This window comes from Streptomyces apricus (assembly GCF_008369065.1).
In the GTDB taxonomy this organism is placed as follows: Bacteria; Actinomycetota; Actinomycetes; order Streptomycetales; family Streptomycetaceae; genus Streptomyces; species Streptomyces apricus.
On the sequence record NZ_VDFC01000085.1, the window covers coordinates 95,132 to 120,383 of the forward strand.

The window sequence follows — 25,252 nt, forward strand, 5'->3', positions numbered from 1 at the left end:
CCCGTGTACTGAAAAACAAGTAGGTTTCAGCGGGTCTCTCATCTGATGCTGGTAGTCGCCCGTTGCCGTGACCGGACAAAGCGCGCGGAGACCGGGCGGGTCGGCTTCAGGAATGGCTGACGGAGCTGTCGGGATGCAGCGGCAGCAGGACGCGGAATGTGGTGCCCTCGCCCGGCGCGGTGTCGACTTCGACACGGCCGTGATGGGCGGTCACCAGGGAATTGACGATGGACAGACCGAGGCCCGCTCCACCTGTCTGCGTGCGGGCTCGGGCGGTGTCGGCGCGGTAGAAGCGGTCGAAGACATGGGTGGCCTGCTCCGCCGTCATGCCCGGCCCCTGGTCGGACAGTTCGAGAACTGCCAGGTCGCCCAGTGTTCCCACGCCGATGCGCACCGGGGTACCGGGCAGTGTGTGTGCGATGGCGTTGCCGACCAGGTTGGAGGTGACCTGGCGCAGGCGGGCCTCGTCGCCCAGCACGGGTGCACCGCCGGGGGGACCGCCGCCCGGCCCCGTCAGCCGCACGGAACGTTCCGGAGCCAGGGCCCGTACGTCGTGCAGGGCGTCGGCGGCCAGGGTGCGCAGGTCCATGGGGGTGAGGTGGAGGGGCAGATGCGCGTCGGCGGTGGTGTCTTCCTCATCGAGCCGGGCGAGCAGCAGCAGGTCCTCGACAATGCGGACGAGGCGGCCCGCCTCGCGTTCCATGCGGTTCATGGCGGTGTCGACGTCCGCGCGCTCGGGCATGCCGCCCATGCGGTACAGCTCGGTGAAGCCCTTGATCCCGAACAGCGGGGTGCGCAGTTCATGGCTGGCGTCCGCGATGAAGGTCCGCATGCGCTCGTTGGTGGCCGCGCGGGCGGCGTCACCGGCTTCGATACGGTCCAGCATGCCGTTGAGCGCGGCGGACAGCCGGCCCAGCTCGGTGCGGGTGGAGGCCGGCGGCGGCACACGGCTGGAGAGATCGCCCGCGGCGATGGCCGCCGCGGTCGTCTCGATGCGGCGCAGTGGCCGCAGTCCCGCACGCACGGCGAACCAGCCGACGACCGCCAGAAGGACGAGTACGAGGGAGTCGATGACCAGCATCCACACGCCGAGGTGCCGGATGGTCGTGTTGATGGGGTTCAGGGACGCGGCCACGACAATGCCGGCATAGGACGCACCCTCTGCTTTCTGCCGCCGGGCGAAATTCGACGACTCGGCATTCGACGACTCGACATTCGAGGGCCCGGAATTCAAGGGCGCGGCGATCACGCGCCATTCGCCATTTCCTTTCCTGGCCGCACTCTGGAAGGGTCGACTGTCGCGGGAATCGACAGCTTCGAGGTTGAGGTCAGGCAATTGCGGCGCGCTGTTCTTCGGTGGTCGCGGAGTTTCCTCGACCTGGCCGTCGGCGTCGAGGTAGGCGACGTAGATGTCCCCGGTCAGTTCGCGTTCCACCGCGTCCCGTACCCGCGGCGCCGCCTCGCCCGGCGTTTCGGCCCGGTCGGACAAGCGTGCCGCCGCGACGGTCGCGGCGCGGAGCCGGTCGTCCAGCTGGTGCACGAGTTGCCGCTGCAGCAGGGTGACGAGCAGGGCGTTGCTGGCGAGCAGGGCGGCGATGACCAGCAGCTGGCTGATGGCCACGACTCGGCCGCGCAGCGAGAGGGACTTGATGGGCCCGTCGGCGGAGGTGGTGGTCATGGTGAGGGCTTCCGCAGTACGTAGCCGGTGCCCCGCACGGTGTGGATCAGCTTCGGCCGGTCCGTGTCGATCTTGCGGCGCAGATAGCTGATGTAGGAGGCGACGATGGAGTCGTCACCGTCGAAGTCGTAGTGCCAGACACGGTCCAGGAGCTGGTGTCGGGACAGGACCTGTCCGGCGTTCTCCATCAGTACCCGCAGCAGGCTGAACTCGGTCGGGGACAGCTGTACCGCGTGGCCGCCCCGGGTCACCTGGTGGCTGTCGGCGTCCAGCGCCAGATCGTCCACGAGCAGGCGGCGGTCCGGCTGACGGCCGCTGGTACGACGCAGCACGGCCTGGATGCGCAGGATGAGCTCTTCCAGGTTGAACGGTTTGGTCACGTAGTCGTCGCCACCTGCGCGCAGCCCGCTGATCCGGTCCTCGGCCGCGTCCCGCGCGGTGAGGAAGAGGATCGGCGGGTGTTCGCCGCCCGGCCCGGGGTGGCGCTCACGCAGGAGTCGGGCGACCTCGAAGCCGTTGATGTCCGGCAGCATCACGTCCAGGACGATCAGGTCGGGGCGCTGTTCGCTCACAGCGCTCAGCGCCTGGGCGCCTGTCTCGGCGGAGGTCACCTGGAAACCGGCCAGCCGCAGGCTCGCGGACAGCAGTTCGCAGAGCGTGGGCTCGTCCTCCACCAGCAGCAGTCGTTGTGTCGTCGTCATCACACCTGTCCCCGGTTCACGGTCGTCTCTCCACAGGAATGCTCCATCGGGCTGCTTCACCAGCCTGCTCCACAGGAATGCGCGGGCCCGTCAGGCGTCGCGCTTGCGGAAGACGGCGAACGCGACCGCCAGCAGCGCGGCAACGCACCCGGCCATGATGCCCAGCCCCGCCCCCGGGCTCAGCAGCGCGGGATCCTGATAGCTGGTGACGACCTGTCCGCCGGCGATCGGCGGCCAGTACTTCAGCACCCAGTCGCCGACTCTGCCGGGCAGAGCCGGAGCGAATGCCTGGACGATCAGCATCACGCCGAAGAGGGTGGTAACCGTCGCGGTGGTGGAACGGATCACCGTGCCCAGAGCCAGTCCGAAGAGCCCGGCCAGTGCGAGATACACCCCGCCACCGACGATGCCGCGCAGTGCCACCCCGTCGGAGAGTGCCAGATGCGGAGCGCCCGCTCCGGACAGTACCCCTTGCCCGACCAGGAATCCCGCCAGCGACATGACGATCCCAACCGGAAGCGCCAGGCCCACCAGCACCACCGCCTTGGACGCCAGTACCCGCGCCCGGTGCGGAACAGAGGTGAGGGTGGAGACGATCGTACGTACGCCGTACTCCGAGGTGATGACCAGGCCGCCCAGCAGACCGAGCGCGATCTGCGCGAGCAGGTAGCCCTGCATACTCGTGGCCAGGGGATCGAAGGTGGCCTGGTCCGCCGGGCTCAGGTCCGCGAACTCGCTGCCGGCGGACGAGCCGTTCAGGGCGGCGAGCCCGATACAGAAGGCCAGGGTGCCCAGGAGCACGTACAGCGTCGACCGCATCGTACGGAGCTTGATCCACTCGGCGTGCAGACAGTGCCACAGCGTCGCTTTCCCACCCGGAGCACGACCGGGGCCCCGCCTCGGGCGGAGGGCGAGCGAACGACGCCGGGCCTTCGCCGACTGCGCGGGAAGCCGCGTGGTGGTGTGGCTCATCGGTCCGTCTCCTTGTCCGCCTGGTACTCCACCGCGTCCCGGGTCAGCTGCATGAACGCCTTCTCCAGCGACACCTGCCGCGGCGAGAGTTCGTGCAGTTCCATGCCGCCGGCCGCTGCCAGGGCTCCGATCTCAGCGGCTTCCAGACCGGTCACGATCAGGGTGTCGTCGTTCTCCACGCGTACGTCCACGGCCAGAGCCAACAGGCTGCGGAGCGCGTCGGCCTGCGGGGTGCGGACCAGGACCTCACGCTGCGAGTGCGCCGCGATGAAGTCCCTCATCGTCATGTCGGCGATCAGTTTCCCGCGGCCGACGACGATGAGGTGGTCGGCGGTCCGCTCCATCTCGGTCATGAGATGGCTGGACATCAGCACGACGCGCCCTTCGGCCGCCATCTTCCGCATCAGCGAGCGGATCCACACGATGCCTTCCGGGTCCAGCCCGTTGAGCGGCTCGTCGAAGATCAACACGGGCGGATCGCCCAACAGGGCCGCGGCGATCCCCAGTCGCTGACGCATACCGAGAGAGAACGTTCCCGTACGGCGCCGGCTCACCTTCTCCAGGCCGACCTCCGCCAGGACCTCGTTCACCCGGCTGCGCGGTATGCCGTTGCCGGCCGCCAGCGCCAGCACATGGTGATAGGCGGTGCGACTGGGCAGTACCGCACCCGGGTCCAGCAGCGCCCCGACCGCCTTGAGGGGCGCGGGATGTGCGACATACGGCCGCCCGCCCACGGTCGCGGTGCCGGAACTGGCGGTGTCCAGTCCCAGGACCATGCGCAGGGTCGTCGACTTGCCGGCACCGTTGGGTCCCAGGAAACCGGTCACCTCGCCCGGCCGCACGGCGAAAGTCAGGTCGTCCACGGCGAGGACCTCGCCGTACCGCTTGGTCAGGCCACATACTTCGATCATGGAGGCTCCAGGGCCGGTGGAAGGGCGCACTCGACAACCGCGTGCACCGCTCCACTGTCACCTGCCGACTTGAACCGGATCTGGGCAAGATGAACGTTTCATGTGAGTGACAGACCTCTGACGTGGGGAAGCGCCGTCGGCAGGGCTCCACGGGCCAGGAACTCACACAAGACTCACATGCAGTGGTGCGCTCCGTATCGCATGGGGACCCGGCGGGCAGTGTTACGACCATGAGACGCCCAGTCTCAGACCCTGGGCACTGTGTCTGTGCCTGTGCCTGTGCCTCGGGCCTGAGCGGGAGTCTGGGCCTGTACGGGGGCCTGTGTCCGTGTCGATGCCCATGACCGTATCCATGCCCATGTCCGGCAGTCGTCCCGCGAGGAGTTCTTCGGAGCGCGCCCACAGTCCGCGAGCCAGTTCGGCGTCGACAGCCTGCGGGTTCTTCGGCTCCACGTCCTTTCGCTTGCAGTAATAGGCCCCGGACCGCCAATCGCCCTCCGGGCTGCCTTCGGCAAGCCAGACGATTTGATCCGCGCCCTGCTCGGGCGTGGACAGCAGAAGACGGCCGGTCACCGGCTTGGTGCCGAAGAGCCTGCGGCTGAGCGAGACAGGTCGCAGCGTTGAGGCCGATGTGGTGACGCGCTCGATCTCATGACCTGCGCGGCCAGTGTGGTCGCTTGGGCGCACACGTGTTACTGCTGTGCGGGGTCGTAGCGCGCCCAGCCCTGGTCGAGCAGTCGGAATCCGATCTCCACGGCTGATTCCGGGTCACCTTGGCGGGCCATGAGGGGGATCTGGAGGGCGAACCGTGCGTAGAAGCGGATCTCTTCGCTCGGCTCGGTGAGTTTGAACTCCTCGGTGAGCACTGCGATCAGAGCGTCCTCGTGACGCAGCCACATCCTTTCGGCGTACTCGACCAGGGATGGAGTGCCTTGCGCGAGGGCCAGGATGCGGTTCATGGGCTCGGTTTGGAGCATGTCGATCTCGGCGAGGTAGTGCGCCTTCAGCGCTTCGGAGATCGTCGCCCCCGGCGCGCGGTTGGTGACTGCCGCAACGAGCCGGTCCCGCTGCTCGCCTTCGGTGCTGAAGACCAGTGCCTCCTTGCGAGGGAAATGAGCGAAGACCGTCTTGGGGGTGACATCGGCCTTGTCTGCGATTTCGCGCACCGTGACGGCGTCGAAACCACGATCGAGGAACAGCGTGGTCGCCGCTTCCAGGATCGCTGTGCGCGTTGCCGTCTTCTTCCGCTCACGTCGCCCTGCGGGCACATCGTTCACCATGCTCAAATTGTAACCCCGAGATAGAAGTATACCGAAGCTATAAGTACACTCGATATAGTTAGAGTGCGGGTGGAGTCCGACTGACCGGCGTGCTCCCCTGCGCCATCCATTCCCACCGCGCAAGCGCATGGGGCCTGTCAGAAGAAGCGGCCCGTCCTGTCCCACCAGTGCATGCGCAGCCCACCGACAGGCGTCGACGTCGACGCTCCCGATTCCGGGGATCTCCCACTCCCTCCAAGGCAAAGGACAACGACCGTGACCCACAGCAACAACATCGACCCCCGTATCGCAAGGCCGGACGCGTCGGGCTGGGTGCGCACCTGGGGGGCCTCACCGCAGGCGCCGGACAGCTCCGTCTCCAGTGTCGATCCCTTCGAGAACGCGACACTGCGGCAAATCGTGCAGGTGAGCGGCGGCGGACGCCGTGTCCGGATCCGCCTGAGCAACGAATACGGAACCGCGCCCGTGACGCTCGGTTCGGTGCAGATCGCTGTCGCCGGCGCCGACCACCTGATCCAGGACGGCAGCGGTCATGCCGTGACCTTCGGTGGCCGACCGGCCGTCACCATCCCTGCCGGAGCGCCGATCCTCAGTGACCCCATCGATCTGCTGTTGCCCCCGCTGTCGCAACTGGCGATCAGTCTGTATGTGCCCGGCAGGGTCGAAGTCATCACCTGTCACGGCACCTTCCACACGCTCGGCTGGAGCATCCCGGGTGATGCAACAGCGGCGAGCTCACTGCCTGCCGACGCGACCCCCCTGCCCGCCCAGGCGTTCATCTCAGCCGTGGAGGTGCTGTCCGACCGGGCGGCGAACGCGATAGCCGTCCTTGGTGACTCCCGCGTCGACGGGATCGGTTCCACACCGGGAGCCGACCGGCGCTGGACCGACGTACTCGCCGAACGCCTGGTCGGGCGCGACGGAACGACGCGTTACGTGACCAGTCAGGGCATCGGAGGCAACCGGTTGCTCAACGACGGCATCGGCGCTTCCGCCCTCGCCCGCTTCGACCGGGACATCCTCGCCACACCGGGCCTGGGACACGTGGTGATCGCCGTCGGAAACGACCTGGTCTTCTCCTTCGCTCCCGACACCGAGGAGACCGCCGGCTTCCTGGCCATGTTCGGCGGAGAGCCGGCCACGGTCGAGGACGTCATCACCGCCCACCTCCAGCTCGCCGCACGGGGACGCATGCGCGGCGTGAAAGTACATGCTGCCACCGTCGCGCCCTACGGCGGCTCGGAAATGTACACGGCCGAGGGAGACAAGGCGCGCGAGCAGCTCAACGCGTGGATCCGCACCAGCGAAGTCTTCGACGGCGTCCTGGACTTCGACGCCGTCTGGCGTGACCCAGCCGATCCCTCCCGTATCCGTGACGACCTGCACATAGGCGACTACCTGCACGGCAACGACGCCGGATACGACGCCCTGGCCCGATCGATCGACCTCTCCCTCTTCGACTGAAAGCCCCTGCCCAAGCGTCAGCCGGTCCACCGAACTCCTGGTGAAGGAATCTTCCATGCATGATGTAGTGATCGTCGGCGCAGGTCCCGTCGGCCTGTTCCTGGCGGGCGAACTCGCCTTGGCGAACTGCTCGGTTGTGGTTCTGGAGCGCGAAGTCGACCTGTACCCGCCGTTCAACGCGCTCCCGCTGGGGGTGCGCGGCCTGAACGCCGGCTCGGTCGAGACGTTCCACCGCCGCGGCCTGCTCCAGCCGCTGCTGAAGGCATCGCGCGTCGACGCCGCGGACATCGGCGCCGACCCCGACGCTGACCGGGCGCCCGCTCCCCGCAACCTCAGCCACTTCGCCGGCATCACCTTGGACGCCGCCGGCATCGACCCGGCCGCCACGGCCCATCGGCTGCCCGGGCCGGCGATGGACGGCTTCATGACGAGCCTGGAGGCAATCAGCGACGTTCTCGCCGAACGCGCAGTGGCGCTGGGCGTATCGATCGTGCGAGGCGTCGCCGTGACCGCCGTGACCCAGGACGAGCAGACGGTGACGGCGACGGCCGGCGGTCAAAACTACACGGCCCGGTGGCTCGTGGGATGCGACGGCGGGCGCAGCACGGTCCGCAGGCTCGCGGGCTTCTCCTTCGTCGGCACCGAACCGCTGTTCACCGGCTACGTCGCCAAGGTGTCGTTCGCCGACCCGCACGCGCTGCCTCTGGGCTTCCACCTGACGCCGACCGGCATGTATCTGCGCACGCCCCTCGAAGGACACCTGGGCATGATGGACTTCGACGGCGGCGCCTTCGACCGCACCCGGCAACTGACCCGCGAGCACCTCCAGGCGATTGCGCGCCGCGTGTCCGGCACCGAGGTGACCCTCGACGAGGTCCMCCTCGCCTCCAGTTTCACCGACCGCGCCATGCAGACCACGACCTACCGCCACGGTCGCGTCCTGCTGGCGGGCGACGCCGCCCACGTCCACTCCCCGCTCGGCGGCCAAGGGCTCAACCTCGGGATCGGGGATGCGATGAACCTCGGGTGGAAGCTGGCGGCGACTGTACGCGGCGATGCTCCCGAGGGCCTGCTCGAGACCTACACCGCCGAACGCCACCCGGTCGGCGCCGCCGTCCTCGACTGGTCACGCGCCCAGGTCGCCACGATGAACCCCGGCCCCAACGCTTTGGCGCTGCAGCACCTGGTGCGTGCCCTGATGGAAACGCCCGATGGGACCACTCACGTGTACCGCAAAAGTTCCGGGTTGTTCCACCGCTACGACCTGGGCAGTGATCACCCACTTGTCGGACGCACCGCTCCAGACTTCCGTCTGGGCGATGGCACAAGCCTGGGTGACCTCCTCCAAGAAGGGCGCGGCGTGCTGCTCGACTTCAGCGCCCGACAGGGTTTGAGCGAGCAGGCCGCGCCGTGGAAAGACCGCGTGCGCCACATCCACGGCCGACCCAGGAACGACCTGGGGTTCAAAGCACTCCTGATCCGTCCCGACGGCATCGTCGCCTGGGCCGACGACGCCTCTGCCGCGGCAGCCGACAGTGAACTTCATACTGCCCTGGCCCGCTGGTTTACTCACTCCTGAACCCGCCACCGTGTGTCACTGCCCCCGTCCGCTCGGGCGATGAGCGGTGCGCTGCGGACGGGGGCCGGAGCCGTTCCGGCTTCCGCGCCGGTGTCCAGTGAAGTGCAATAGAGTTCAATGTGCTGCTGTGATTGCCCGCGCGCGCAGCACGGTGATCTTCGCGGCCGCGTCGGTGTGTGGAGCGGCCCAGTTGAGCACGAGGTACAAGTCGGCGCGGCCAGGGCCGCGACGGCCACCTCTACCAGGACCGCCGCCACTACGTGTGGGACAACCGCTCCGACACCGCCACCCTCCGGGGCGACGACGGCCGCCGCGTCGACCGCGAGTCCTGGGGCCGCGGCCACGGCGGCGGGCACCACCGTCGCTGACCCGCCGGCTGGGCCGCTGCCGGCACCGGCCCGGCCGTAGCAGATCCGCGGCGCGCCACCCCCTCGCCCAGGGGGTGGCGCGCCGTCGGCACGCGGAGGCAGCGATGGCTCCTGGCCGGGTCAGCCGCAGTCGTTGTTGTTGATGCGCAGGGAGCGGGTGGTGTCGTTGAGGTTGTAGCTGCGCAGGTCGTGGATGGAGCCGCTTAGATGCAGACGTACCCGTCCGGACAGTCCACCGCTGCAACGGCCATCGGATGCTGCAAGGCAGACGCAGAGCGAGCGGTGCCGGCCTGAGCCGGGACGCTGAGAGTCAGGGGAACGAGCGCCAGCACGGTCGCCGCGGTGAGGCATTTCACGGTCGAGGTCATACCGTCAGGCAAGCGCAGGCCACCGAAGGATGGTCTCCGGCATGGGAGATCGAATGGCAGCGGGCTGGGTGAAGGGCTGTCCCGTGCCCGCGATCCTGGCGGGTACGAGACAGCCTTGCGCCAAGCCGGCTGAGGCAGGCCCGGCCTTCGCAGTGATCGTCACCCAGCCCTTTGTTCCTCCAGCGAAGGGATACGGAGGACCGGGAGCCTGGGTCCGGGGCTCCTGGGAGGCGGCCTGTGTACAGAAAGCACGCCTCTGCACCTGATGATGACCTAACGCAGTGCGGGCCGGACAGGCGCGTTAGGGCCATTTACGGCTGTCGCGAGGGCCTCGTGTACGTCACCGGCACGAGCAGGGTGAGTCGTGCACCACCGCTTGGCACTGGTCTGTCGAGCTCCATTCACAACGGCGAGCACCGTGTTGGATGAGCTGAGCATGCGCGGGCGGTGGGTGAAGGATGCCCCGCACTCGCAGTACGACGAGTGCGGGGCGCCCTGCGCGAGGCCGACTGCGGCAGGACCCGGCCCTTCGCGCAGTGATCCCCCCCTCCGGCTCCTGCTTTCCCCGGCAAGGGACGGAGAGGATCAAAGGGCCAAGGTCCAGGGCCCCGATGCGGCTCGCTGTGTTCTGCACAAGCCGTCCCTGCTGCTGACTTCCCGCACCGGTTACGGGCCGGATGCGACCGTAGAGGCCATCTACGCACCGCGCAGGGCCACCTCATGCGACATTGGGCGCAATCGGGCCCTATGGCCAGGCTTGTCTGTCAGCGCACCTCTCCCCGCGGTGGCCGGGTCGGTGATGTTCGTCAGTTCTCGAACAGTTGAAGGGCGCCCAGCCAGATCGCCCACGGGTTCACACGCTCGGGAGAGTGCTGTTTCATCGCGTGGAAGAAGTCCGCGCGGTTCGTGGAGCTCGCCAGGACCTCGGCGCCGATGTCGAGGTAGCGGTGTGTCTCGTCGATGTCCGAGGCGGGGTTTCCCCGTCGGGTGTCCTTGTGGCTGGCCACCACGAACCGCGGTTGCAGGGCGGCGACCTGGTCGAGCGCGCGGTGCCACGCGTCCAGGCCGCCGCCCCGGGCTTCTCCGAGGTAGGGGTGCACGTTGTTGTAGACGACGTCGCCGGCTACGACCAGTTCCAGCGAGGGTACGTGCAGCACGCTGGTGTCGTCGGTGTCGGAGTGTCCGACACCGTGCGCGAAGAGCTCGTGCCCGTCGAGCAGGAGCCCGCCGGCCGGGAAGACGGAGCCCTGCACGGTCACCGGAGGCTCGGGGAGGGCATCGCCGAAGAAGGTCCGGTAGCGCTCGGCGAGCACTCCCCCGGGGGTCTGGCGGGCGATGCGGGAGAGCACCGCCTTACTCGCGACAACGGTGGCGTCCGGGAAGTGGCGCAGCAGGTGGTTGGTGGTCGCGAAGTGATCGAAATGGGCGTGGGTGAGGTAGATGTAGCGCAACGCCACGTCGTGGCTGTCGATCCATCCGATGAGCGTGTCGGCCTGCGCCCGGGTGATGGGCGGATCGGTCAGCAGTGCCTCGGTCCGGCCGTAGACCAACGTGTGCGAGAGGGACGACCAGAGCGAGGGGCCGTTGTCCGGTCGCGGCGGAGTGGCGACCGGGGCCATCTCCGAGACGAAGACCTCGTAGCCCAGGGCCGGTGTCGCGCTCATCGGGCCACCTCCTGTCCGCCGGCGGCGGTGCGTACCGCACACGTGCCCAGCGGCGCGCGCTCTCGCCGTTCGCCCAGCAGTGTCGGCATGTGTTCCGGCAGCAGTGCGCCGGGGCTCGCGTCAGTCGGACTGATGACCACAGGCCTCCCCTTCGAACGGTGATGACGTAACCATAATCATAATGACTATGTCGCAGTCGCCGATATATCGGGCGTCACCTCAACTTTTCGACGGTCGCGGCGCACTCAACTTGTGTACGCTTCTGTCATGGAGGAACATGGGCAGGAGGATCCCGATGTCGACGCCACTCGCGTGGCCGGTGACGGCCACGGGCGTTTCCGCGTCACGATGGCACCGGGCGATCTGCTCCTCGTCCAGGAGTTGCTGAACACCGCCCCCCTTCAGAAACCCGGACAGGACATCCCGGATCTTCTGGACGCACCGGACACCGCGGCGCGCTGGTTGCGGGCGTACGGAATCGCCGGGGACAGCCCCGGCGTGAGCGACCTGCGCGCACTGCGCGACGCACTACGACGGGCACTGATCGCGCGTGACCACGATCCGGTCGAAGGCGAGGGCGAAGGCGCGGGCGCGAGTGCGTCAGCCGTCGAAGCGGCCGCCCGCATCCGGCTCGACACGGACGGGACCGTGCGCATCACACCGGACTCGGTGGGCATCGCCGCGCTCGGTCACCGCGTGCTCCTCGCCGTCCACGACTCCCAGCTCACCGGGGCCTGGCGCCGCTTGAAGCTGTGCCGCAACCCGCAGTGCCTGGTGGCCTTCTGGGACGGCTCGCGCAACACCAGCGGCGTGTGGCACGACGTGCGCACCTGCGGCAACGCCGCCAACCTACGAAAGTCCCGTGCACGGCGCGCCGCACGAGCGGCCGGTCCTGCGAACTGACCGCAGTACCACCCAACTGCTGCACCGGAGCGGGAAGCAGGTCGTGCAGAAGGTTGCGGAGGCCGAGCACTGAGGCGCTCACTCCGCAGGGCCAGCTGACGGCTCCGACAGGTGTGTACATTGCAGGAATCCGCAGCCCAGCGGGTCCTGCGCCAGCTCGGTCGTACTCCGCGAGCGCACCGTAGAACAGGATATGGGTCCGCCTCACGCTGGGCACGCAGCAGGCCGGGGCACGCCGGTGGGGCGGGACCGCGGCGTCGGTCACTCCCCGCGCGTTGCGGCCAGCCACCCCGGCACCCGATCGGTGGCCCTACCGGAAGAGCTCACTGAGTCAACCGCCATGCGACACCGGTGCGAGCGCCGCGGCGCCTCCTGCAAGGAGCATGAGCACAGTAAGCGTGAGCCGCACTCGCCAGCTCTTAACAATCTTCGACATCTTTGCCTGCTTCCTTGTCCGCCGATCGCGGATCGTCGACGGATTGCGTTCCGGCGCACTCGTGTCATTTCCAGGCTGGCTTCTACCTTCGATCGACAACAAGCCCTCGGACGGCGTCTCGTGCGTGCTCTTCGGCAAGGGTGGGATCGTGCAGACGGACGATGCGGGGCAGGACGCGGTGGTCATCGCCGTCGCCGACTCCGATCGGAAGGAACCGCCCGTGCACGGGTGCGCCGAGCGGGCTCGCCCGCCGGCGCGCGAGCCCGACCGCCAGGGGCCGGGCCGGCATGACCGAACCCGCGAACAGGCGCGAACTCAGGGCCCCGCAGCACCACTGCCATGCGCCGGGTGCCTGTCCCGCGGTACTCCGGGCGCGCTCCGGTACCGCGTGATCGGCGAACAGCAACCCATCCCCCGGCCCGCGATGACCGGTCGACCCAGAGCGCGGCGCAGGCCGAGCGCCGCGGTAACGGCGCCGGGTGGTTGCCGCGGGCCGGCCGCTGCGTCCGGTCCGGAATGCGGGTGGTGATCGATAAGCTCGATGCGCCCGAGAGGAGGTGCGGCGGCCGTCTCGGGAATAGCCGCCGCACCTCCTCTCTCACGTGCGCAGCCCTACGTTGAGAACCTGACGACGGTCCCGCACCGGCCGCCCCATGCGAGGCGGAGCCAGCAGCGGCTCGATCACTGCCCATGCCTGATCAGGCAACTCATGACGACGCACCACGAACAGACCAACGCGCCAACCACTTTGCGGACACGACCTAGTACTGCAACTGTCCCCTCGGCTGCTGGCCCCAGCCCCGCTACCGTCAAGCCGCCCCTTCGGTGGCAACTTTGGCCGCCAGCCTCGGACAGTATGCATTCACCCCGCTCACCTGGCGGCACAGCTCGCAAGGTGAGCTGCGCTCCCGTTTCGCGGCCGTGCGCGTGCGCCCGGCCGGCAAAGCAGTCGAGCGTTCGATCAAAGCCGCGGCCTCGGCCGAACAGGGCTGGTGGGACGGGATCCTGCCCGACTGCTGGCTGCTGACCGAATGGCCCGCCGGCGCCGAGGCACCGACCGAATACTGGCTCTCCAACCTGCCCGCCGACACCCCCATCGCCGACCTGGTCCATCCGGCCAAGGTCCGCTGGCGCATCGAGCACGACTACCGCGAACTCAAACACGGCCTGGGCCTGGACCACTTCGAAGGCCGCTCCTGGCCCGGCTGGCACCACCACGTCACCCTCATGACCGCCGCCCACGCCTTCCTCACCGAACAGCACCTGACCCCAAAAGCACCCGCACCGGCCTCACCCTCTACCAGATCCTCGACACCCTCCAGGACGTCCTGAGGTGCTGGACCGGCATCTGCACCACCTGCTACCGGCCCTTGCCCAGCAGGCCCCACACAATCCCAAGATCGAGACAGACCTAACGGAGTCCTACTAGTCGTCCGTCGGGGGCGGCCACCCGGGCACCGGGTCGCCGACATCATGGGCGGCGAAGAACGACGCCACCTCGGCAATTTCTTCGGCGTCGGGCTGGACACTCACGCACTCGGGGCCGGCCCAGCCACCCGACATGATCTTGGAGCAGGGGCTGCCCGGGCCGAGGTCGGCCAGCGAGAGTATGTGTCCCAGCTCGTGAACGGCGATACGGGTGGGCTTGTAGACCTGGGCGTCGCCGGTTTCGAGGTAGACCCAACCCCGGCCCAGGCCGTTCACGTAGACATGTGAACCGGTACCGGTCGCGGTCGTGTATTCCTTGACCCGCAGGGCCGACGGGGTCTCCTGCTCGACGAACTCGATACCCGGAACAGCCTCGTTCCAGATGTCCATCGCATCGCGCACGGCATTCGCGTAGGACCCGGCCAGAATGAGATCGATGGGAATCGTCTCGGGCTCCGGCTCCGCTGCGCCCGCGGGGGACGTGGCGCCCACCACGACCGCGCCGAAGCAGGCCAGGGTCGATAACAGGCTCAGTATTCGACGAGGCAATTCCAGGACCTCCATGATCACTTCTGATGTCCGGTCGACCGCGGTCCGGACGTCGATCCGACGTCTGTTCAGAGCCGGAACCTACGGGAGGGCGCCGATTTTGACCATCGTGACAGACCGTACAACGGTGGCAAAGTGCCCAGCTGGGCTGGCTGTACAGGGATTCCTTGAGCGGTGGCACTTCCGGTTGATGGCGACAGCATAAGGAGGCTCAGGAAGGGTGAAAAATGCGGCAAGCGGGGCAAGTGCACAACGCGCAGGGGGATTTCCGTGCGATATCCGGCAGGTATCCACGGCCCCGACAGGTCTTGGACAGTTGGCATCCGGGGCGATGGGATCGGAAGCGCCATCGCGCCGGGATTCTCCGGCGGGTGAGCTGCACGACGGCCCCGTTGTCCGCGGTGCGGCTGCCGGTCACCCGCCAGATGGCCGCCGGGCGGTAGGTGTCGGCGTTGTTCAGTAGGTGTTTTTGATCCCTGGCCGTGAGGTGGCTACGCCTGGATGATCTGAGTCGTGGGAGTTGGCGGGACGGCTCGGCGGTATTGCCGGGAGTGCGGTGATCCGCTGCCGCAGACGATGGCGGCGGAGGCGGTGTTCTGCTCGGGGCGGTGCAGGTCACGACGGTGGCGGAGGCTTCAGCAGACTCGCCAGCGGGTCATGGCGATGCAGCGGGGAGAGCATGCGGAGTGCCCGGTCTGCGGGCGATCGTGGACGGTAGGAGTGGAGCGGTCGAAGGCGGCGGTGTACTGCTCGGACCGCTGCCGGGTCCGGGCCTGCCGCCAGCGGCGGGCGTCACGGAACGGCGTAACGGAAACGCCATAGCCGAACGCCTCGCCAACGCTTCTAACACCTCATGTTTTGCAAGGTAGTTGGGAGCGACTGCCGAGCGCTTCGAGCGCCCCTGGTTCACGCCCTGCCCCGGCGTGTCGCGCGCGCGTCACGGTGGACAGTGACCGGGGCCGGCGCCCCTTTGACCGGTCCCGTCGTGGCGGCTGGGCCGGACCCGGGCGAGGACGGTGGTCATCATGACCGACGTGACCGACCGGATGGGGAACGTCACCCGGCAGCGTTACGAACAACTCGTCACCCAGGCCAAGGAACTGATCGCGCAGATCGCCCGCTCGCAATTTGCCTTGGGTGACATGGCGTTGGAGATCGAGCCGATGAGGGCGGTGGGCGGGTCGATGCCGAACGGCACGGACGACCTGTTCACCGTGACGGAGTCGCTGCAGATGTTCGCGGATGACATCGGGGTGGAGCGGCGGACGGTGGAGGACTGGCGTTACACCGCGAATCGCTGGCCGGCGAAGCGCCGCAGGGAGGGCGTGTCGTTCACCGTTCACCGCATCCTCGCGTCAGTCGTGGACGAGGACGAACGGTGGGCGGCGATCGAGCACGCGCCGTTCAACCCGCGCACGGGGGCGAGGCAGTGGACGCCGGACGGCGCGAAGCGGGTCGTCGGCCAGCGGGTCGACCGGCCGGTCACGGTCGATGAGAAGGTCCAGGCCGTGGCCGACCTGACCCGGGACGACGAGGTCGCCGCCCAGGTCGCCACCGACCTGCTGAAGCGTCCGGCGGTCACCGAGCACGTCACCCCGGCCGAACGGGTACGCGTCGTCACGGAGCTGACCAGGGACGACACCGTCGCGCAGGAAGTCACCAGCAGTCTGCTGCGCCGCCCGGACGTCGCTCGGACGACGATGCGGGACGACACCACGCGGATGCTCGTCAACCGTGCCCAGTTCGACAACTCCAACGAGACGCGGGACCGGATCCGGGAGCGCACCCCGGCCGTCCGCGCGATCGAGCACACCATCGAATACCTCGACCTGGTCGGCTCCTGCCACAGTTTCGTGGCCACCCTGGGCCGCCTGGTCCCGCAGCTGCGGGGGCAGGAGTTCACCGAGGACGAGCGCGAGACCGTCCGTCGGCAGATCGGCCGGGTCCGTGCGGCGGCGGACTGGCTCGAAGGGGCGCTCGACAACGGCGAGTTCACCCTGGACGAGCAGCTGGTCCAGCTGCTCAAGGGCGAGTAGGCCATGCCGCGACGCCGGGAGGCCCGGCCGCTGGCCGAGCACTACGGCGACCTGGTCCGCGTCGCCCTGATGGAAGCACGCCCCGCCGGCCTGCACACCTACCAGCTCATGGCCGCCACCCGCCTGACCCGCTCGCAGATCGGCCGCGGTATCCGGCACGTCCGCGACGTCGTCGCCGCGGAGAACCTGACACCGATCACATGGACACGGCGGGACGGGTTCATGTTCTCCGACGACCCCGCGGACTGGATCGAGTACGACAAGCGGCAGTTCCGGCAGATCCTCGGCCGCCTCACCCGGGTGATCACGGGCACGCTCGATCCACACCTGGCCCGCTACCCCGACGACGAATGGGCCCAGCTCGCCACCGCCCAGCTCACGGGCGTCCGCGCCACCCTCGCCCAGCTCTCCAAATAGCCCCCGTCCACCGCCGATCCCCCTGCTGAGCCCTCCATGCCCGCTGCCTCCCGTCGCCGCCGCTATCCCTCTGACACCTCCGTCGCCGAATGGGCCCTCCCGGAACCCCTGCTGCCCCTCCCGGCCTGCCAGACGAAGACGGGCGGTCATCCGGAGAAGTGGCCGCGGCGGGAGATCGTCGACGGCATCCGCTACATCGTCGACAATGGTGCGAAGTGGCGGGCTCTGCCTGCGGATTTCCCTCCGTGGGAGACGGTTTACGGGTTCTTCTGGAGGTGGAACCGGGCCGGGGTCGTCACCTACATCCGTGACCAGCTCCGCCGGAGGATCCGTACCGGCAAGGGCCGCTGCCCGCACCCAGCGACGCTGATCGTCGACTCCCAGTCGGTCAAGGGAGCATCCACCGTCGGCCGCAACAGCCGAGGCTACGACGCCGCTAAAAAAATCAACGGGCGAAAGCGCCATATCACCGTGGACACGCTCGGCCTGCCGGTGATGATCACGGTGACGCCCGCCGACATCCAGGACCGCGACGCCGCCCGCGACGTGTTCTGGCGGCTGCGTCTCACCCAGCCGCAGATCACCCAGGTCTGGGCGGACCGTGGCTACGCCGGCGAACTCGTGGACTGGGCCCGCGAACGCCTCTGGCTCACCCTGCGCATCGTCTCCCGGCCCAAAGGGGTCAAGGGCTTCGTCGTGTTGCCCCGCCGCTGGAAAGTCGAGCGGACGATCGGCTGGTGCATGAACGCCCGCCGCAACGCACGCGACTACGAACGCCTCCCGCAGCACTCCGAAGCCCATCTGAACTGGGCACTCATCACCATGATGACCCGGCGCCTGACCCGTAAAAGCCCCCGCGCCAGCCAGTGGACACGCAAGACGCCAGCCGTCGGCTGACAGCCCGGTCTGCTTGCTGTCGCATGCTGGCGGACTCCGAGCTCGTCCCGGAAGATCAGCTTCCGTCTCAACACCGTTCTGCACGACGAGGAGGGCCCGCCAGCGAGCTGACGGGCCCTCATACAACATCGAGCTAACGGTAGGCGCCTTTAGAAGCCGCCCGTGCCTCCGCAGCAGGCGACGGTCTCGGTCTGGTCAGCGCCAGCGAACGGCGCTACCGCGAGCACAGCCGCCAGTGCCACGAACAATCCGAGTACGGCTTTGCGCATTTTCTCCTCCTGATCGCCGTAATCCGGTGCCGCTTGAAGCGGTCACTGATTCAGATGCGCGAAACAGAGGCCTGGTTGTACGGGAGTTGTGGCTCATGCGAGAGCGCGCCGGAGTCGCGTTGGTCCCAAGGGGGAGCCCCAGTGCCGCCTCGGTCTCGCCGACCGCACGATGGCGTCAACGGCCGGACCACAGTCACCCCCAGCGCCAGGAAGAAAAACACCTACTCAGTCCAGTACGAAGGTGCCGCCTGCGGTTGTCGCAAGGTCGGCTCCGAGGGCGGCTGCCGGTGTCCAGGCTCCGGGCTTGCCGACGCCACGGGCAAGCAGTTCCGTGAGGGTGGCGGTGACGTCGGCCGTGAAGTCCATGCCGTCGCCGGCGCGGAGCCATCCCTCGTGCCGGGTGCCGTCCGCCCACTCGACGACAGCGTGTCCCCAGGAGTGCTTGCGCGGACGGGGAGTGGCCTTCACCGTGGTCCGGCCGAGCCGGTCGACGGCGAGGCGTCGCAGGGCCGGAACGGACAGCAGGCGGCCGAGCGGCGGGAGCAGGGCACGGATCAGCGGAGCGGTCGGCACGAGAGCCGAAGTCGCGGTGACGAACGGTGCTCTGCTCACTGCGTACGCTGCGAGGAGCTCGCCGGACGAGGCACCTGCCGACTTCGCCGACTCACCGTCCGGGAAGATGAGCTGCTGTGGGTCGGCGCCGAGGCGTGATGCGATCAGCTGCCCGTTCTCGTACCGCCGTCCGCCGGCGGTGAGCGCGTCCACGATGCTGGCCGCGAGGGCGGCACCGAGCACGCCCGCCTCGATGGCCACCGAGGCCACGGCGTCGACTCGCACCCGGTGCGGTGTGGGCCGGCCTTCGCACAGCTTCGCCACCACCGCCTCCGTCGCCAGCACGCCGAATCCGGCACCGGTGACCAGGGTGCTGCCCGCTTCCACCGCTTCGTCGTGCAGGGCGAGCAGTCCCTGCACGGCGGCCACGTCGTTGGCTTGGTCGACGTAGTGGCCGCCGGGCATGCAGGCGCGGGCGATCACCGGTGCCGTAGCGGCGAAGGCGCCCATCGTGTTCACCACCACCCGCGGGCGCTTCTGGGCGATCTCGTGCGCGATCTGCTCAGCTGAGTCGGCGACGATCACCTTCGCGTTCCCGGCCAGACCGGCGTCGGTCCCGGCGGCGAGCATCCGCTCCCGGCTGCGTCCGACCGGCACGACCGTCAGTCCCCGCGCAGCCAGTCGCGCGGTCACACCCCGGCCGACACGGCCGGTGGCCCCGACGATCCACACCTCGCCGTTGCCCTTATCGGCCGTTGCATCGGTCTTGCTGGTCTCGGTCATGTAGACGTCACCTCTGCCTGTTCCGGACCACACCGGGAACGGGCACCCCCAGTGATGACACAGTGTGTCATGCCGCAGGCTAGCATTGACGGCACAGTGAGACATCACCTGTTACAGTCGACCTATGGCGAGGTGGGATCCGGGTGCCGAGCAGCGCCTGAAGCGGGCAGCTCTGGAGCTCTTCCTGGAGCGCGGCTACGACCACGTGACGGTGACCCACATCGCTGAGCGGGCCGGACTCACCCGGCGCTCCTACTTCCGCTACTTCCCGGACAAGCGCGAGGTCCTGTTCGCCGGCTCGGAACGCTTGCCCCCAGCACTTGCGGAGGCGGTCTTGGCGGCACACCCGGACGCGGCCCCGCTCGCCGCCGCCCTCAATGCATTTGCCCGAGTCGGCGCCCAGTTGGCCGTGCAAGTGGACGGCGCGGCGGAGCGCCGGGCGGTGATCGACGCCAGCCCGGAGCTGCAGGAGCGCGAACGGACCAAGGCGGTCGCAATCACCGAGGCGATTCGCGACGCCCTGAAGCAACGGCAGGTGAAGCCCGAGACGGCTGAGTTGGTCGCGCAGCTCGCCACGATGGTTTTCGGGAACGCCTTCCGGCACTGGATCGAGAGCAAAGGGCACGCGAGCTTCGGCAGCTGCCTGCACGCGGTGACCGACGAACTGCGGGTCACCCTCGCTGTGAGCGGGCGCGCTGACAGCAGTGGGTGAGCGTCAGCAGCGTGGGCTGCTGGGTGCCTGAGGGCAGGACGTGCGCGAGGAGCGGTCTGCTGTCGTGAAGTGACCAGGCTGCTGCCGTTGTTCGGCGATCGCGGGGTTGGCTGGCTGTAGCGGGGGCAGCTACTCACAGCGCCTGAAGTGGGCAGTTCTGGAGCTTTTCGCGGAGCGCGGCTACGACAATGCGACGGTGACCCACATCGCTGAGCGGGCCGGATGCACCCGGCGCTCCTACTTTCGCGTCAGCGCAGGGGCTGAGCGAGCTCCACGGCTGTGCGCACGCCTGCGACGTATTGCGACGGACATTCCCACGCTGCGAAGTGGCCGCCGCTGGAGTGCTCGGTCCAGGACCGAACGTCGAAAAAGCGGTTGGCGAATTCTGGAGGGGCGTTGACGAGGTCCTTGGGGAATACGGTGAAGGCGGTGGGCGTGTTGATTCGCCCTCGTGGTTTGGGTCCGTTGTGTGCGTAAGGGGTGAAGGACGTGCCAATGGTTCCGCTGACCCAGTAGGCGGTGATCCAGGTGAGCAGCTCGTCCCGGGTGAACACCGTCTCGACGTCACCGCCGCAGTCGGTCCAGGTGCGGAGCTTCTCCAGGATCCAGGCGGCCAGCCCGGCCGGGGAGTCGCCGAGTCCGACCGCCAGCGTGTGCGGCCTGGTCGACTGTTCGTGCATGTAGCCGCCCTCGGCAGCCTGCCAGGCGTGCCCGTGCGCAGTGTAGGAGCGCTCCGCCTCCGACAGGTCCTGGGGCGGGTCCACCAGATAGCGGTACTGGGAGACGTCGGTCAGGTGCAGGGCCGCGATCCGCTCGGGGTGCGCGGCGGCGAGCGCTTCCGCCACGTCGCACCCCACATCGCCGGCCGAGACGATGTAGCGGTCGTGACCGAGCCGGGTCATCGCCTCGGCGACCGCCTCGGCCATCTCGGCCGACGACATCCCCCGGGGGCTGGTGGGGGCGGCGAAGGGGAAGCCGGGCAGGGCCGGCACGACCAGGTGCAGATCGGTCATGAGCGGCAGGACCTTCTCGAACCGCAGGATCGAGTCGGGCCAGCCGTGCAGCAGCAGGACCACTGGCGCGTCGGCGTCCTGCGCCCGTTGGTGTACCAGCCGGACGGGGGTGCCTCCGGCGCCCGTGAGGCGCCATGGCAGGTTCCGGATCCGGTCCTCGTGTTCCCGCCAGTCGTACGCTTCTGCCCAATAGGTGAGAAGCTCGGTCAGGTAGTCGCCGTCGACTCCGTATTCCCAGCCCGAGCTGAAGGGCAGAGCGATCCGCCGAAAAGTACGAAGCCGAGTGCGCAGATCGTCGAGTGATGTCTGCGTGACAGCGGGCGGAGCATGTTCGGCACTTGTCATAGCGGGCCTTTCCGTTCGAACGATGTGATGCCGGCGAGGCGGTCCTGTGCGTGATGCCGAGGCGGTCTCGTCGTTCAGTCCTCCCGTCATTGATGAAGGTCTTCCCGGTGAAGTGGACCCGGCCGCTGGAGAACGTAGCTGCTGGACAGTCCTGGTTCAGCCGCGGAAGGCGGCTACCGCGTGCGCCGTGTCGATGTACTCCCTGACCGCGGTGACCTTGTCGCTCTTGATCTCGAAGAGGAAGTGGTAGACCTGGTTGAGGGTGTTGCCGTTGCTCAGCGTGCCCGTCGCTTCGGCCTCCACGGCTACCCGTTCGCCCTCCGCCGTCACCCCGGTGACGGTCATCCGGAGTCCGTCGGGGGTCGAGCGGCGGAAATTGGTGATGTGCTCGATGAACTGCTCCTTCGGCATGCCGCCGGCATGGGGGACCGATGCGGGGTTCGCCATCACGGTCCACACGGCGTCCTCCCGGAGCAGGTCGAAGGTTGCGTTGATGTCGCCTTCCGCGGAGAAGCCCTCCACCATCCGGTGGGCAATCTCCTTGTTGCGCTCGATGCTCATTAAAGATCTCCTGCTGCGTAGGGGACGGGGCCGGTGGTGGCGGGGGCTTGTCGGTTCGGCCATGTCGGCCTCATGGCGCGCTCCGCTGCTGCGGTGTCGATCACGGCCTCCATCCTGTGCGCGACCGCGCGTACTTTGAATATTTGACAGTCCGGTTTCCCTTTGCGATCGTCCGGACATGACCGGTGACCTGCTGTCCGAGGTGTTCGACGTCGTCGAAATCCGAGGGCTGGTGTCAGGGAGTTTCACCGCGCGGGGGCCATGGGTGGCGCGCTCCGTCCTCACCGTCCCGCTGAAGTTCATCGCGATGGCGCGCGGGCAGGCCCGTCTTGCCGCCGACGGCATCGGCGCTCCGCTCGATTTGCAGCCGGGTGACATCGCGATCCTGAACGGCGGCACATGGCTCGAGCTCCGGGGTGGCACGGGAGAAGGGCCGCCCCGCGAAATCGCGATGCCGGTCGGCTACTCCTCTTTCCACGATGCCGCCGCCGATCTGGCCGACGCCGACGACATCGTCCTTGGCGGGCACATCAAGCTCAACCCGGCAGGAGAGGCCCTGCTGCTGGAGGCACTTCCACCGGTCGGGCACGTCCGTGCGTCGGCCTCCGCGGCACCCCGCTTGTGCAGCAGCCTCGATCGGATCCTCGACGAGGCGGTTGGCAACCTCATGGGCTCCGCGTTCGCCATCAGGCAGCACGGTCAGCTCTTGCTGCTGGACATGCTCCGCGCCTACGTCGATCAGGCCGTACTGCCCCCGGGACGGCTGCGGCTGCTGGCCGACGAACAACTGCGTCCGGCGCTCGAGCTCATGCACGCCGAACCCGGGAGACCCTGGCGACTGGAGGAACTGGCGCGCGCCGCGTCGATGTCACGGACCACCTTCGCCGCGCGCTTTCGGCTCGTGGCAGGAGTACCACCGCTCACCTACCTCAGCCGCTGGCGGATGCTGCTGGCGCAGCGCGCCTTGCGCGAGGGGAACGAGCGCATCGCCTCTCTCGCCTCCGTCCTGGGATACGCCTCGGAGAGCGCGTTCAGTACGGCGTTCAAACGAGAGGTGGGGGAAGCGCCGCAGCGTTATCGGTACCGATACCGGTACCAGATGCGCGACGAGGCGGAAGCGCGCGCCGGTGATCAGACGTCCGGCCACCGTCCGGTAGGCCGACTCGGCGGTTGATGCGCGTCGTTGAGTCACTTGGCGGCCGGGAGTTTTCTCCACCGCCGGGGAGGCCGACCGGTGGACTCAGCACCTCAAGGCAGCCCGCGCGACGCGCCCAGTCCCGGCCCCTGCGTCCGCCGCCACCTTCTCGAAGTCCTCCACCGGATACGTCTTCGTCACCAGCTCGTCCAGCAGCAGCCGCCTCTGCCGGTATAGCTTCGCACACAGCACGATGTCCCACTGCATACGCTTTGAGGCGGATGCCCCACGCCTTGACGACGACCTTTCGACCGAGAGTCGGCACTGCCTACCTGGGTATGCCCGACCTTCGAAGTCCGATGTCATCCCCCGCTTGAACTCCGCATGGAGGGAAGGGCGCACCACTGGTCGAGCGCCTCGGACAGCCCGGCCGATTCCGTGTCCACGCCCACCCAGGCCACGTACCCGTCCGGTCGGACCAGCAGCGCGGTCACGTCCGCGTCAGGCATCTTGCAGTGCACGACGCGCACGCGGTCAACTGGATAAACGACAAGCTCAGCCACACGTCAAGCAGTGACGTCGGCGCACGCACGACGGGCGTCACTGATCTCCAAGAAGAAATGACCTGCGTATGAACGAATGCACTTCGGATTGCCCTCCCGGCCCTCGCCCGTTCACCTCCGCCCGCTCTAKGGTCGTCGCCGTCGACCGAGAGGACGGGAAGAGCCATGCGCGAACAGCGGAGAGCCCCGGAGGGGCAGCGGGCCCGGCAGACCGCGGGCGGGCGCGGGGCACCTCTCACCGGGTTCCCCGCGCTCCAGCGGAGCGCGGGGAACGCGGCGACGACCCGGTGGGTGCAGCGCTTGAACACCCCAGCGAACGCGCCCGCGAGCACCCCCCTGGACGGGCACTACAGCGTCCGGCCCATGGAGCATCCCGAATGGGAGACGTGGCGTGACATGACCCTGGCACTGGGTATTCCGCAGCCCGAGGCCGACGCCGCCTGGCAGCTCCTGCTGGGCGGAGTCGACTCGCAGGGCGAGCTCAACGCCGAGGCCACGGCGCGGACGAGCAGCCGCCAGGAGCAGCGCGAGATCCGTATGACGAACTCCTGGTACCACGCGGCGGTCGACCTGATCGCCGATCACCTGGCGATCGAGAGGCCCACGATGGCCCTGTGGGCAGGCGGTTTCGACACCAGCGAGTACGCGTACGAGAAAGGCCACATGCCGCTGGCGCGGACCAGGATCGGCAGCGTGCTCAACGCCCTCAAGCTGCACTCCAACGACAAGCTGACCGGGCCGATGTGGAACCTCGTGTCCAAGGCATTCGTGTCCCGCGCGAACGGCCCCGTGCACATCTTCGTGCGGGCCTACGACCCGGACAGCATCCTCATCCGATTAGAGGTCCCGCACCTGCACCTGGTGAAGCAGCTGAACCCCGACGTGAAGATGATCTGGCACCCGCTGTATACCGACGCGGCCGGCCGGACCAAGGAGATCTCCAAGGACTTCCAGCTCGTCGACAACGCGGAGTACGCCACACGCGACACGTGCGCGAGCGTCCTCCAGCACTACCTCAGACTGATCCATCCCGACGTGGACGCCGCGGAGCGGAGCGCCGTCGGCCTGAGCGCCCCCGCTGGCGGGAACGGGAAGAAGACCGCGGGGCAGCTGGCCTACGCGAGCATGGAGACGCTGCTGGAAGTCAACGGCAACAAGCTCAGGCCTCCGTCCGGTACATGAGGTCCGTCTCGTGCGTGACGAAGCCGAGCCGCTCGTACACCGCCACCGCCGCCAGGTTGTCCGCGTCGACGTACAGCATGGCGTCCGGGATCCCCGCCTCCGCGAGATGCCGCAGGCCCACCGTGGTGAGGGCCTTGCCCAGCCCGCCGCCCTGCGCGTCGGGCCGCACTCCGACGACGTACACCTCGCCCAGACCTTCGGCCTCGTGCACCTTCGTCCAGTGGAAACCGATCAGTTCTTCGTCCCGGAACGCGAGGAAGAACCCGGCTGGGTCGAACCAGGGCTCAGCCTTGCGGTCGTCCAGGTCCCGCTGGCCGAGTGAACCCTCGTCCTTCAGGAACTTCATCAGGTTCAGCGAGGCGAGGTTGCAGGACGTGTTGTCCAGGTGCATGTACTCGCTTCAGAGGTTCGAGCCGTTGATGCGGCCGGGCTCCGGACAGGTGTGCCAGTGGCGTTGTCACGTTGTTGGATGTGAGGGTGTTTGAC

General features: G+C 68.2%; 21 protein-coding genes and 6 pseudogenes. 12 read left to right on the forward strand and 15 right to left on the reverse strand.

Going from position 1 to position 25,252, the window contains the following annotated elements; translation table 11 throughout:
* Positions 1–106: 106 nt before the first annotated feature.
* The 5 genes from FGF04_RS36825 to FGF04_RS36850 form a co-directional block, all read right to left on the reverse strand.
* Positions 107–1,678 carry a sensor histidine kinase gene (locus FGF04_RS36825; RefSeq protein ID WP_149515744.1) on the reverse strand — a complete coding sequence of 524 codons (1,572 nt, stop codon included), beginning with the start codon at positions 1,676–1,678 and terminating at the stop codon, positions 107–109.
* A complete protein-coding gene (locus FGF04_RS36830) occupies positions 1,675–2,379 on the reverse strand; it encodes a response regulator transcription factor (RefSeq protein ID WP_149515745.1) in 705 nt (234 codons plus the stop codon). Before FGF04_RS36830 ends, FGF04_RS36825 begins: the two co-directional genes overlap by 4 nt.
* A 90-nt stretch (positions 2,380–2,469) precedes the next feature.
* Complete coding sequence (locus tag FGF04_RS36835) at positions 2,470–3,351, reverse strand: ABC transporter permease (RefSeq protein WP_149515746.1); 882 nt, start codon at positions 3,349–3,351, stop codon at positions 2,470–2,472.
* On the reverse strand, positions 3,348–4,262 hold the full coding sequence (locus FGF04_RS36840) for an ABC transporter ATP-binding protein (protein WP_149515747.1): 915 nt from the start codon (positions 4,260–4,262) through the stop codon (positions 3,348–3,350). The genes FGF04_RS36835 and FGF04_RS36840 overlap by 4 nt, the downstream gene beginning before the upstream one ends.
* 692 nt (positions 4,263–4,954) lie before the next feature.
* Positions 4,955–5,542 (reverse strand): TetR/AcrR family transcriptional regulator, encoded by a 588-nt coding sequence (locus FGF04_RS36850; protein ID WP_149515748.1) that lies wholly within the window; start codon positions 5,540–5,542, stop codon positions 4,955–4,957.
* 171 nt (positions 5,543–5,713) lie between these two features.
* Between FGF04_RS36850 and FGF04_RS36855 the strand changes: the two genes are divergently transcribed.
* The 3 genes and pseudogenes from FGF04_RS36855 to FGF04_RS41485 form a co-directional block, all read left to right on the forward strand.
* Positions 5,714–7,006, forward strand: coding sequence for an SGNH/GDSL hydrolase family protein (locus FGF04_RS36855; protein ID WP_149515749.1), 1,293 nt, complete (start codon positions 5,714–5,716; stop codon positions 7,004–7,006).
* Positions 7,007–7,061: 55 nt separating this feature from the next.
* Positions 7,062–8,585 carry an FAD-dependent monooxygenase gene (locus FGF04_RS36860; RefSeq protein WP_149515750.1) on the forward strand — a complete coding sequence of 508 codons (1,524 nt, stop codon included), beginning with the start codon at positions 7,062–7,064 and terminating at the stop codon, positions 8,583–8,585.
* Positions 8,586–8,800: 215 nt separating this feature from the next.
* A pseudogene (locus FGF04_RS41485) lies at positions 8,801–8,953 on the forward strand (lamin tail domain-containing protein); the annotation flags it as partial.
* Between the two features lie 1,174 nt (positions 8,954–10,127).
* Here FGF04_RS41485 and FGF04_RS36875 read toward each other — a convergent pair.
* Complete coding sequence (locus tag FGF04_RS36875; protein ID WP_149515752.1) at positions 10,128–10,985, reverse strand: MBL fold metallo-hydrolase; 858 nt, start codon at positions 10,983–10,985, stop codon at positions 10,128–10,130.
* A gap of 267 nt (positions 10,986–11,252) precedes the next feature.
* Between FGF04_RS36875 and FGF04_RS36880 the strand changes: the two genes are divergently transcribed.
* Positions 11,253–11,888 (forward strand): CGNR zinc finger domain-containing protein, encoded by a 636-nt coding sequence (locus FGF04_RS36880; RefSeq protein WP_149515753.1) that lies wholly within the window; start codon positions 11,253–11,255, stop codon positions 11,886–11,888.
* A gap of 331 nt (positions 11,889–12,219) precedes the next feature.
* Here the strand turns inward: FGF04_RS36880 and FGF04_RS40735 are convergent, their stop codons facing one another.
* Positions 12,220–12,462: a hypothetical protein gene (locus FGF04_RS40735; RefSeq protein ID WP_223146441.1), complete on the reverse strand. Its 243-nt coding sequence runs from the start codon at positions 12,460–12,462 to the stop codon at positions 12,220–12,222.
* A 478-nt stretch (positions 12,463–12,940) separates the two neighbouring features.
* A pseudogene (locus FGF04_RS36885) lies at positions 12,941–13,054 on the reverse strand (IS5-like element ISMra2 family transposase); the annotation flags it as partial.
* Positions 13,055–13,116: 62 nt separating this feature from the next.
* Between FGF04_RS36885 and FGF04_RS36890 the strand changes: the two are divergent.
* Positions 13,117–13,656, forward strand: a pseudogene (locus FGF04_RS36890) (IS701 family transposase); the annotation flags it as partial.
* Between the two features lie 93 nt (positions 13,657–13,749).
* Here FGF04_RS36890 and FGF04_RS36895 read toward each other — a convergent pair.
* The gene (locus tag FGF04_RS36895) at positions 13,750–14,316 is read right to left on the reverse strand and encodes a snapalysin family zinc-dependent metalloprotease (RefSeq protein WP_235882682.1); all 567 of its coding nucleotides are present in this window, start codon (positions 14,314–14,316) and stop codon (positions 13,750–13,752) included.
* Positions 14,317–15,326: 1,010 nt separating this feature from the next.
* On the opposite strand from FGF04_RS36895, the gene FGF04_RS36905 reads away from it, so the two are divergent.
* The 3 genes from FGF04_RS36905 to FGF04_RS36915 are packed head-to-tail and all read left to right on the forward strand — an operon-like array spanning position 15,327 to position 17,651.
* Positions 15,327–16,337 carry a DUF6192 family protein gene (locus tag FGF04_RS36905; RefSeq protein ID WP_235882683.1) on the forward strand — a complete coding sequence of 337 codons (1,011 nt, stop codon included), beginning with the start codon at positions 15,327–15,329 and terminating at the stop codon, positions 16,335–16,337.
* A gap of 3 nt (positions 16,338–16,340) precedes the next feature.
* The gene (locus FGF04_RS41490; RefSeq protein ID WP_099053976.1) at positions 16,341–16,754 is read left to right on the forward strand and encodes a hypothetical protein; all 414 of its coding nucleotides are present in this window, start codon (positions 16,341–16,343) and stop codon (positions 16,752–16,754) included.
* A gap of 36 nt (positions 16,755–16,790) precedes the next feature.
* Positions 16,791–17,651 (forward strand): IS5 family transposase, encoded by an 861-nt coding sequence (locus FGF04_RS36915; RefSeq protein WP_149515755.1) that lies wholly within the window; start codon positions 16,791–16,793, stop codon positions 17,649–17,651.
* A 494-nt stretch (positions 17,652–18,145) separates the two neighbouring features.
* On the opposite strand, the gene FGF04_RS36920 is transcribed toward FGF04_RS36915, so the two are convergent.
* Positions 18,146–19,255: a saccharopine dehydrogenase NADP-binding domain-containing protein gene (locus FGF04_RS36920; RefSeq protein WP_149515756.1), complete on the reverse strand. Its 1,110-nt coding sequence runs from the start codon at positions 19,253–19,255 to the stop codon at positions 18,146–18,148.
* Between the two features lie 124 nt (positions 19,256–19,379).
* Here FGF04_RS36920 and FGF04_RS36925 point away from each other — a divergent pair, with 124 nt between their 5' ends.
* Complete coding sequence (locus FGF04_RS36925) at positions 19,380–19,967, forward strand: TetR/AcrR family transcriptional regulator (RefSeq protein ID WP_149515757.1); 588 nt, start codon at positions 19,380–19,382, stop codon at positions 19,965–19,967.
* A 106-nt stretch (positions 19,968–20,073) separates the two neighbouring features.
* Positions 20,074–20,169: pseudogene (locus FGF04_RS36930) on the forward strand (hypothetical protein); the annotation flags it as partial.
* Between the two features lie 46 nt (positions 20,170–20,215).
* On the opposite strand, the gene FGF04_RS36935 reads toward FGF04_RS36930, so the two are convergent.
* A complete protein-coding gene (locus FGF04_RS36935; RefSeq protein ID WP_149515758.1) occupies positions 20,216–21,325 on the reverse strand; it encodes an epoxide hydrolase family protein in 1,110 nt (369 codons plus the stop codon).
* A 156-nt stretch (positions 21,326–21,481) separates the two neighbouring features.
* Positions 21,482–21,886: a nuclear transport factor 2 family protein gene (locus FGF04_RS36940; protein WP_188114380.1), complete on the reverse strand. Its 405-nt coding sequence runs from the start codon at positions 21,884–21,886 to the stop codon at positions 21,482–21,484.
* Between the two features lie 178 nt (positions 21,887–22,064).
* On the opposite strand from FGF04_RS36940, the gene FGF04_RS36945 reads away from it, so the two are divergent.
* A complete protein-coding gene (locus tag FGF04_RS36945) occupies positions 22,065–23,060 on the forward strand; it encodes an AraC family transcriptional regulator (RefSeq protein ID WP_149515760.1) in 996 nt (331 codons plus the stop codon).
* 66 nt (positions 23,061–23,126) lie between these two features.
* On the opposite strand, the pseudogene FGF04_RS41495 reads toward FGF04_RS36945, so the two are convergent.
* Positions 23,127–23,297: pseudogene (locus FGF04_RS41495) on the reverse strand (Zn-dependent alcohol dehydrogenase); the annotation flags it as partial.
* A gap of 86 nt (positions 23,298–23,383) precedes the next feature.
* On the reverse strand, positions 23,384–23,551 hold the full coding sequence (locus FGF04_RS40435) for an aromatic-ring hydroxylase C-terminal domain-containing protein (RefSeq protein WP_188114381.1): 168 nt from the start codon (positions 23,549–23,551) through the stop codon (positions 23,384–23,386).
* 396 nt (positions 23,552–23,947) lie between these two features.
* On the opposite strand from FGF04_RS40435, the gene FGF04_RS36955 reads away from it, so the two are divergent.
* Entirely contained in the window at positions 23,948–24,766 is an 819-nt protein-coding gene (locus FGF04_RS36955) for a hypothetical protein (RefSeq protein ID WP_149515761.1), read from the forward strand.
* Here the strand turns inward: FGF04_RS36955 and mshD are convergent.
* Positions 24,744–25,097, reverse strand: a pseudogene (gene mshD, locus FGF04_RS36960) (mycothiol synthase); the annotation flags it as partial. The gene FGF04_RS36955 and the pseudogene mshD overlap by 23 nt on opposite strands.
* Between the last annotated feature and the right edge of the window lie 155 nt (positions 25,098–25,252).

Bases quoted from the DNA above. Each gene is read 5' to 3' on its own strand.
- FGF04_RS36895 (WP_235882682.1), bottom strand. From the start codon at position 14,316: ATGGAGGTCCTGGAATTGCCTCGTCGAATACTGAGCCTGTTATCGACC.
- FGF04_RS36835 (WP_149515746.1), bottom strand. From the start codon at position 3,351: ATGAGCCACACCACCACGCGGCTTCCCGCGCAGTCGGCGAAGGCCCGG.
- FGF04_RS36955 (WP_149515761.1), top strand. From the start codon at position 23,948: ATGGAGCATCCCGAATGGGAGACGTGGCGTGACATGACCCTGGCACTG.
- FGF04_RS36945 (WP_149515760.1), top strand. From the start codon at position 22,065: ATGACCGGTGACCTGCTGTCCGAGGTGTTCGACGTCGTCGAAATCCGA.
- FGF04_RS36880 (WP_149515753.1), top strand. From the start codon at position 11,253: ATGGAGGAACATGGGCAGGAGGATCCCGATGTCGACGCCACTCGCGTG.
- FGF04_RS36825 (WP_149515744.1), bottom strand. From the start codon at position 1,678: ATGACCACCACCTCCGCCGACGGGCCCATCAAGTCCCTCTCGCTGCGC.
- FGF04_RS36920 (WP_149515756.1), bottom strand. From the start codon at position 19,255: ATGACCGAGACCAGCAAGACCGATGCAACGGCCGATAAGGGCAACGGC.
- FGF04_RS36850 (WP_149515748.1), bottom strand. From the start codon at position 5,542: ATGGTGAACGATGTGCCCGCAGGGCGACGTGAGCGGAAGAAGACGGCA.
- FGF04_RS36935 (WP_149515758.1), bottom strand. From the start codon at position 21,325: ATGACAAGTGCCGAACATGCTCCGCCCGCTGTCACGCAGACATCACTC.
- FGF04_RS41490 (WP_099053976.1), top strand. From the start codon at position 16,341: ATGCCGCGACGCCGGGAGGCCCGGCCGCTGGCCGAGCACTACGGCGAC.
- FGF04_RS36840 (WP_149515747.1), bottom strand. From the start codon at position 4,262: ATGATCGAAGTATGTGGCCTGACCAAGCGGTACGGCGAGGTCCTCGCC.
- FGF04_RS36830 (WP_149515745.1), bottom strand. From the start codon at position 2,379: ATGACGACGACACAACGACTGCTGCTGGTGGAGGACGAGCCCACGCTC.
- FGF04_RS36915 (WP_149515755.1), top strand. From the start codon at position 16,791: ATGCCCGCTGCCTCCCGTCGCCGCCGCTATCCCTCTGACACCTCCGTC.
- FGF04_RS36855 (WP_149515749.1), top strand. From the start codon at position 5,714: ATGCGCAGCCCACCGACAGGCGTCGACGTCGACGCTCCCGATTCCGGG.
- FGF04_RS36940 (WP_188114380.1), bottom strand. From the start codon at position 21,886: ATGAGCATCGAGCGCAACAAGGAGATTGCCCACCGGATGGTGGAGGGC.
- FGF04_RS36925 (WP_149515757.1), top strand. From the start codon at position 19,380: ATGGCGAGGTGGGATCCGGGTGCCGAGCAGCGCCTGAAGCGGGCAGCT.
- FGF04_RS36905 (WP_235882683.1), top strand. From the start codon at position 15,327: ATGACCGACGTGACCGACCGGATGGGGAACGTCACCCGGCAGCGTTAC.
- FGF04_RS36875 (WP_149515752.1), bottom strand. From the start codon at position 10,985: ATGAGCGCGACACCGGCCCTGGGCTACGAGGTCTTCGTCTCGGAGATG.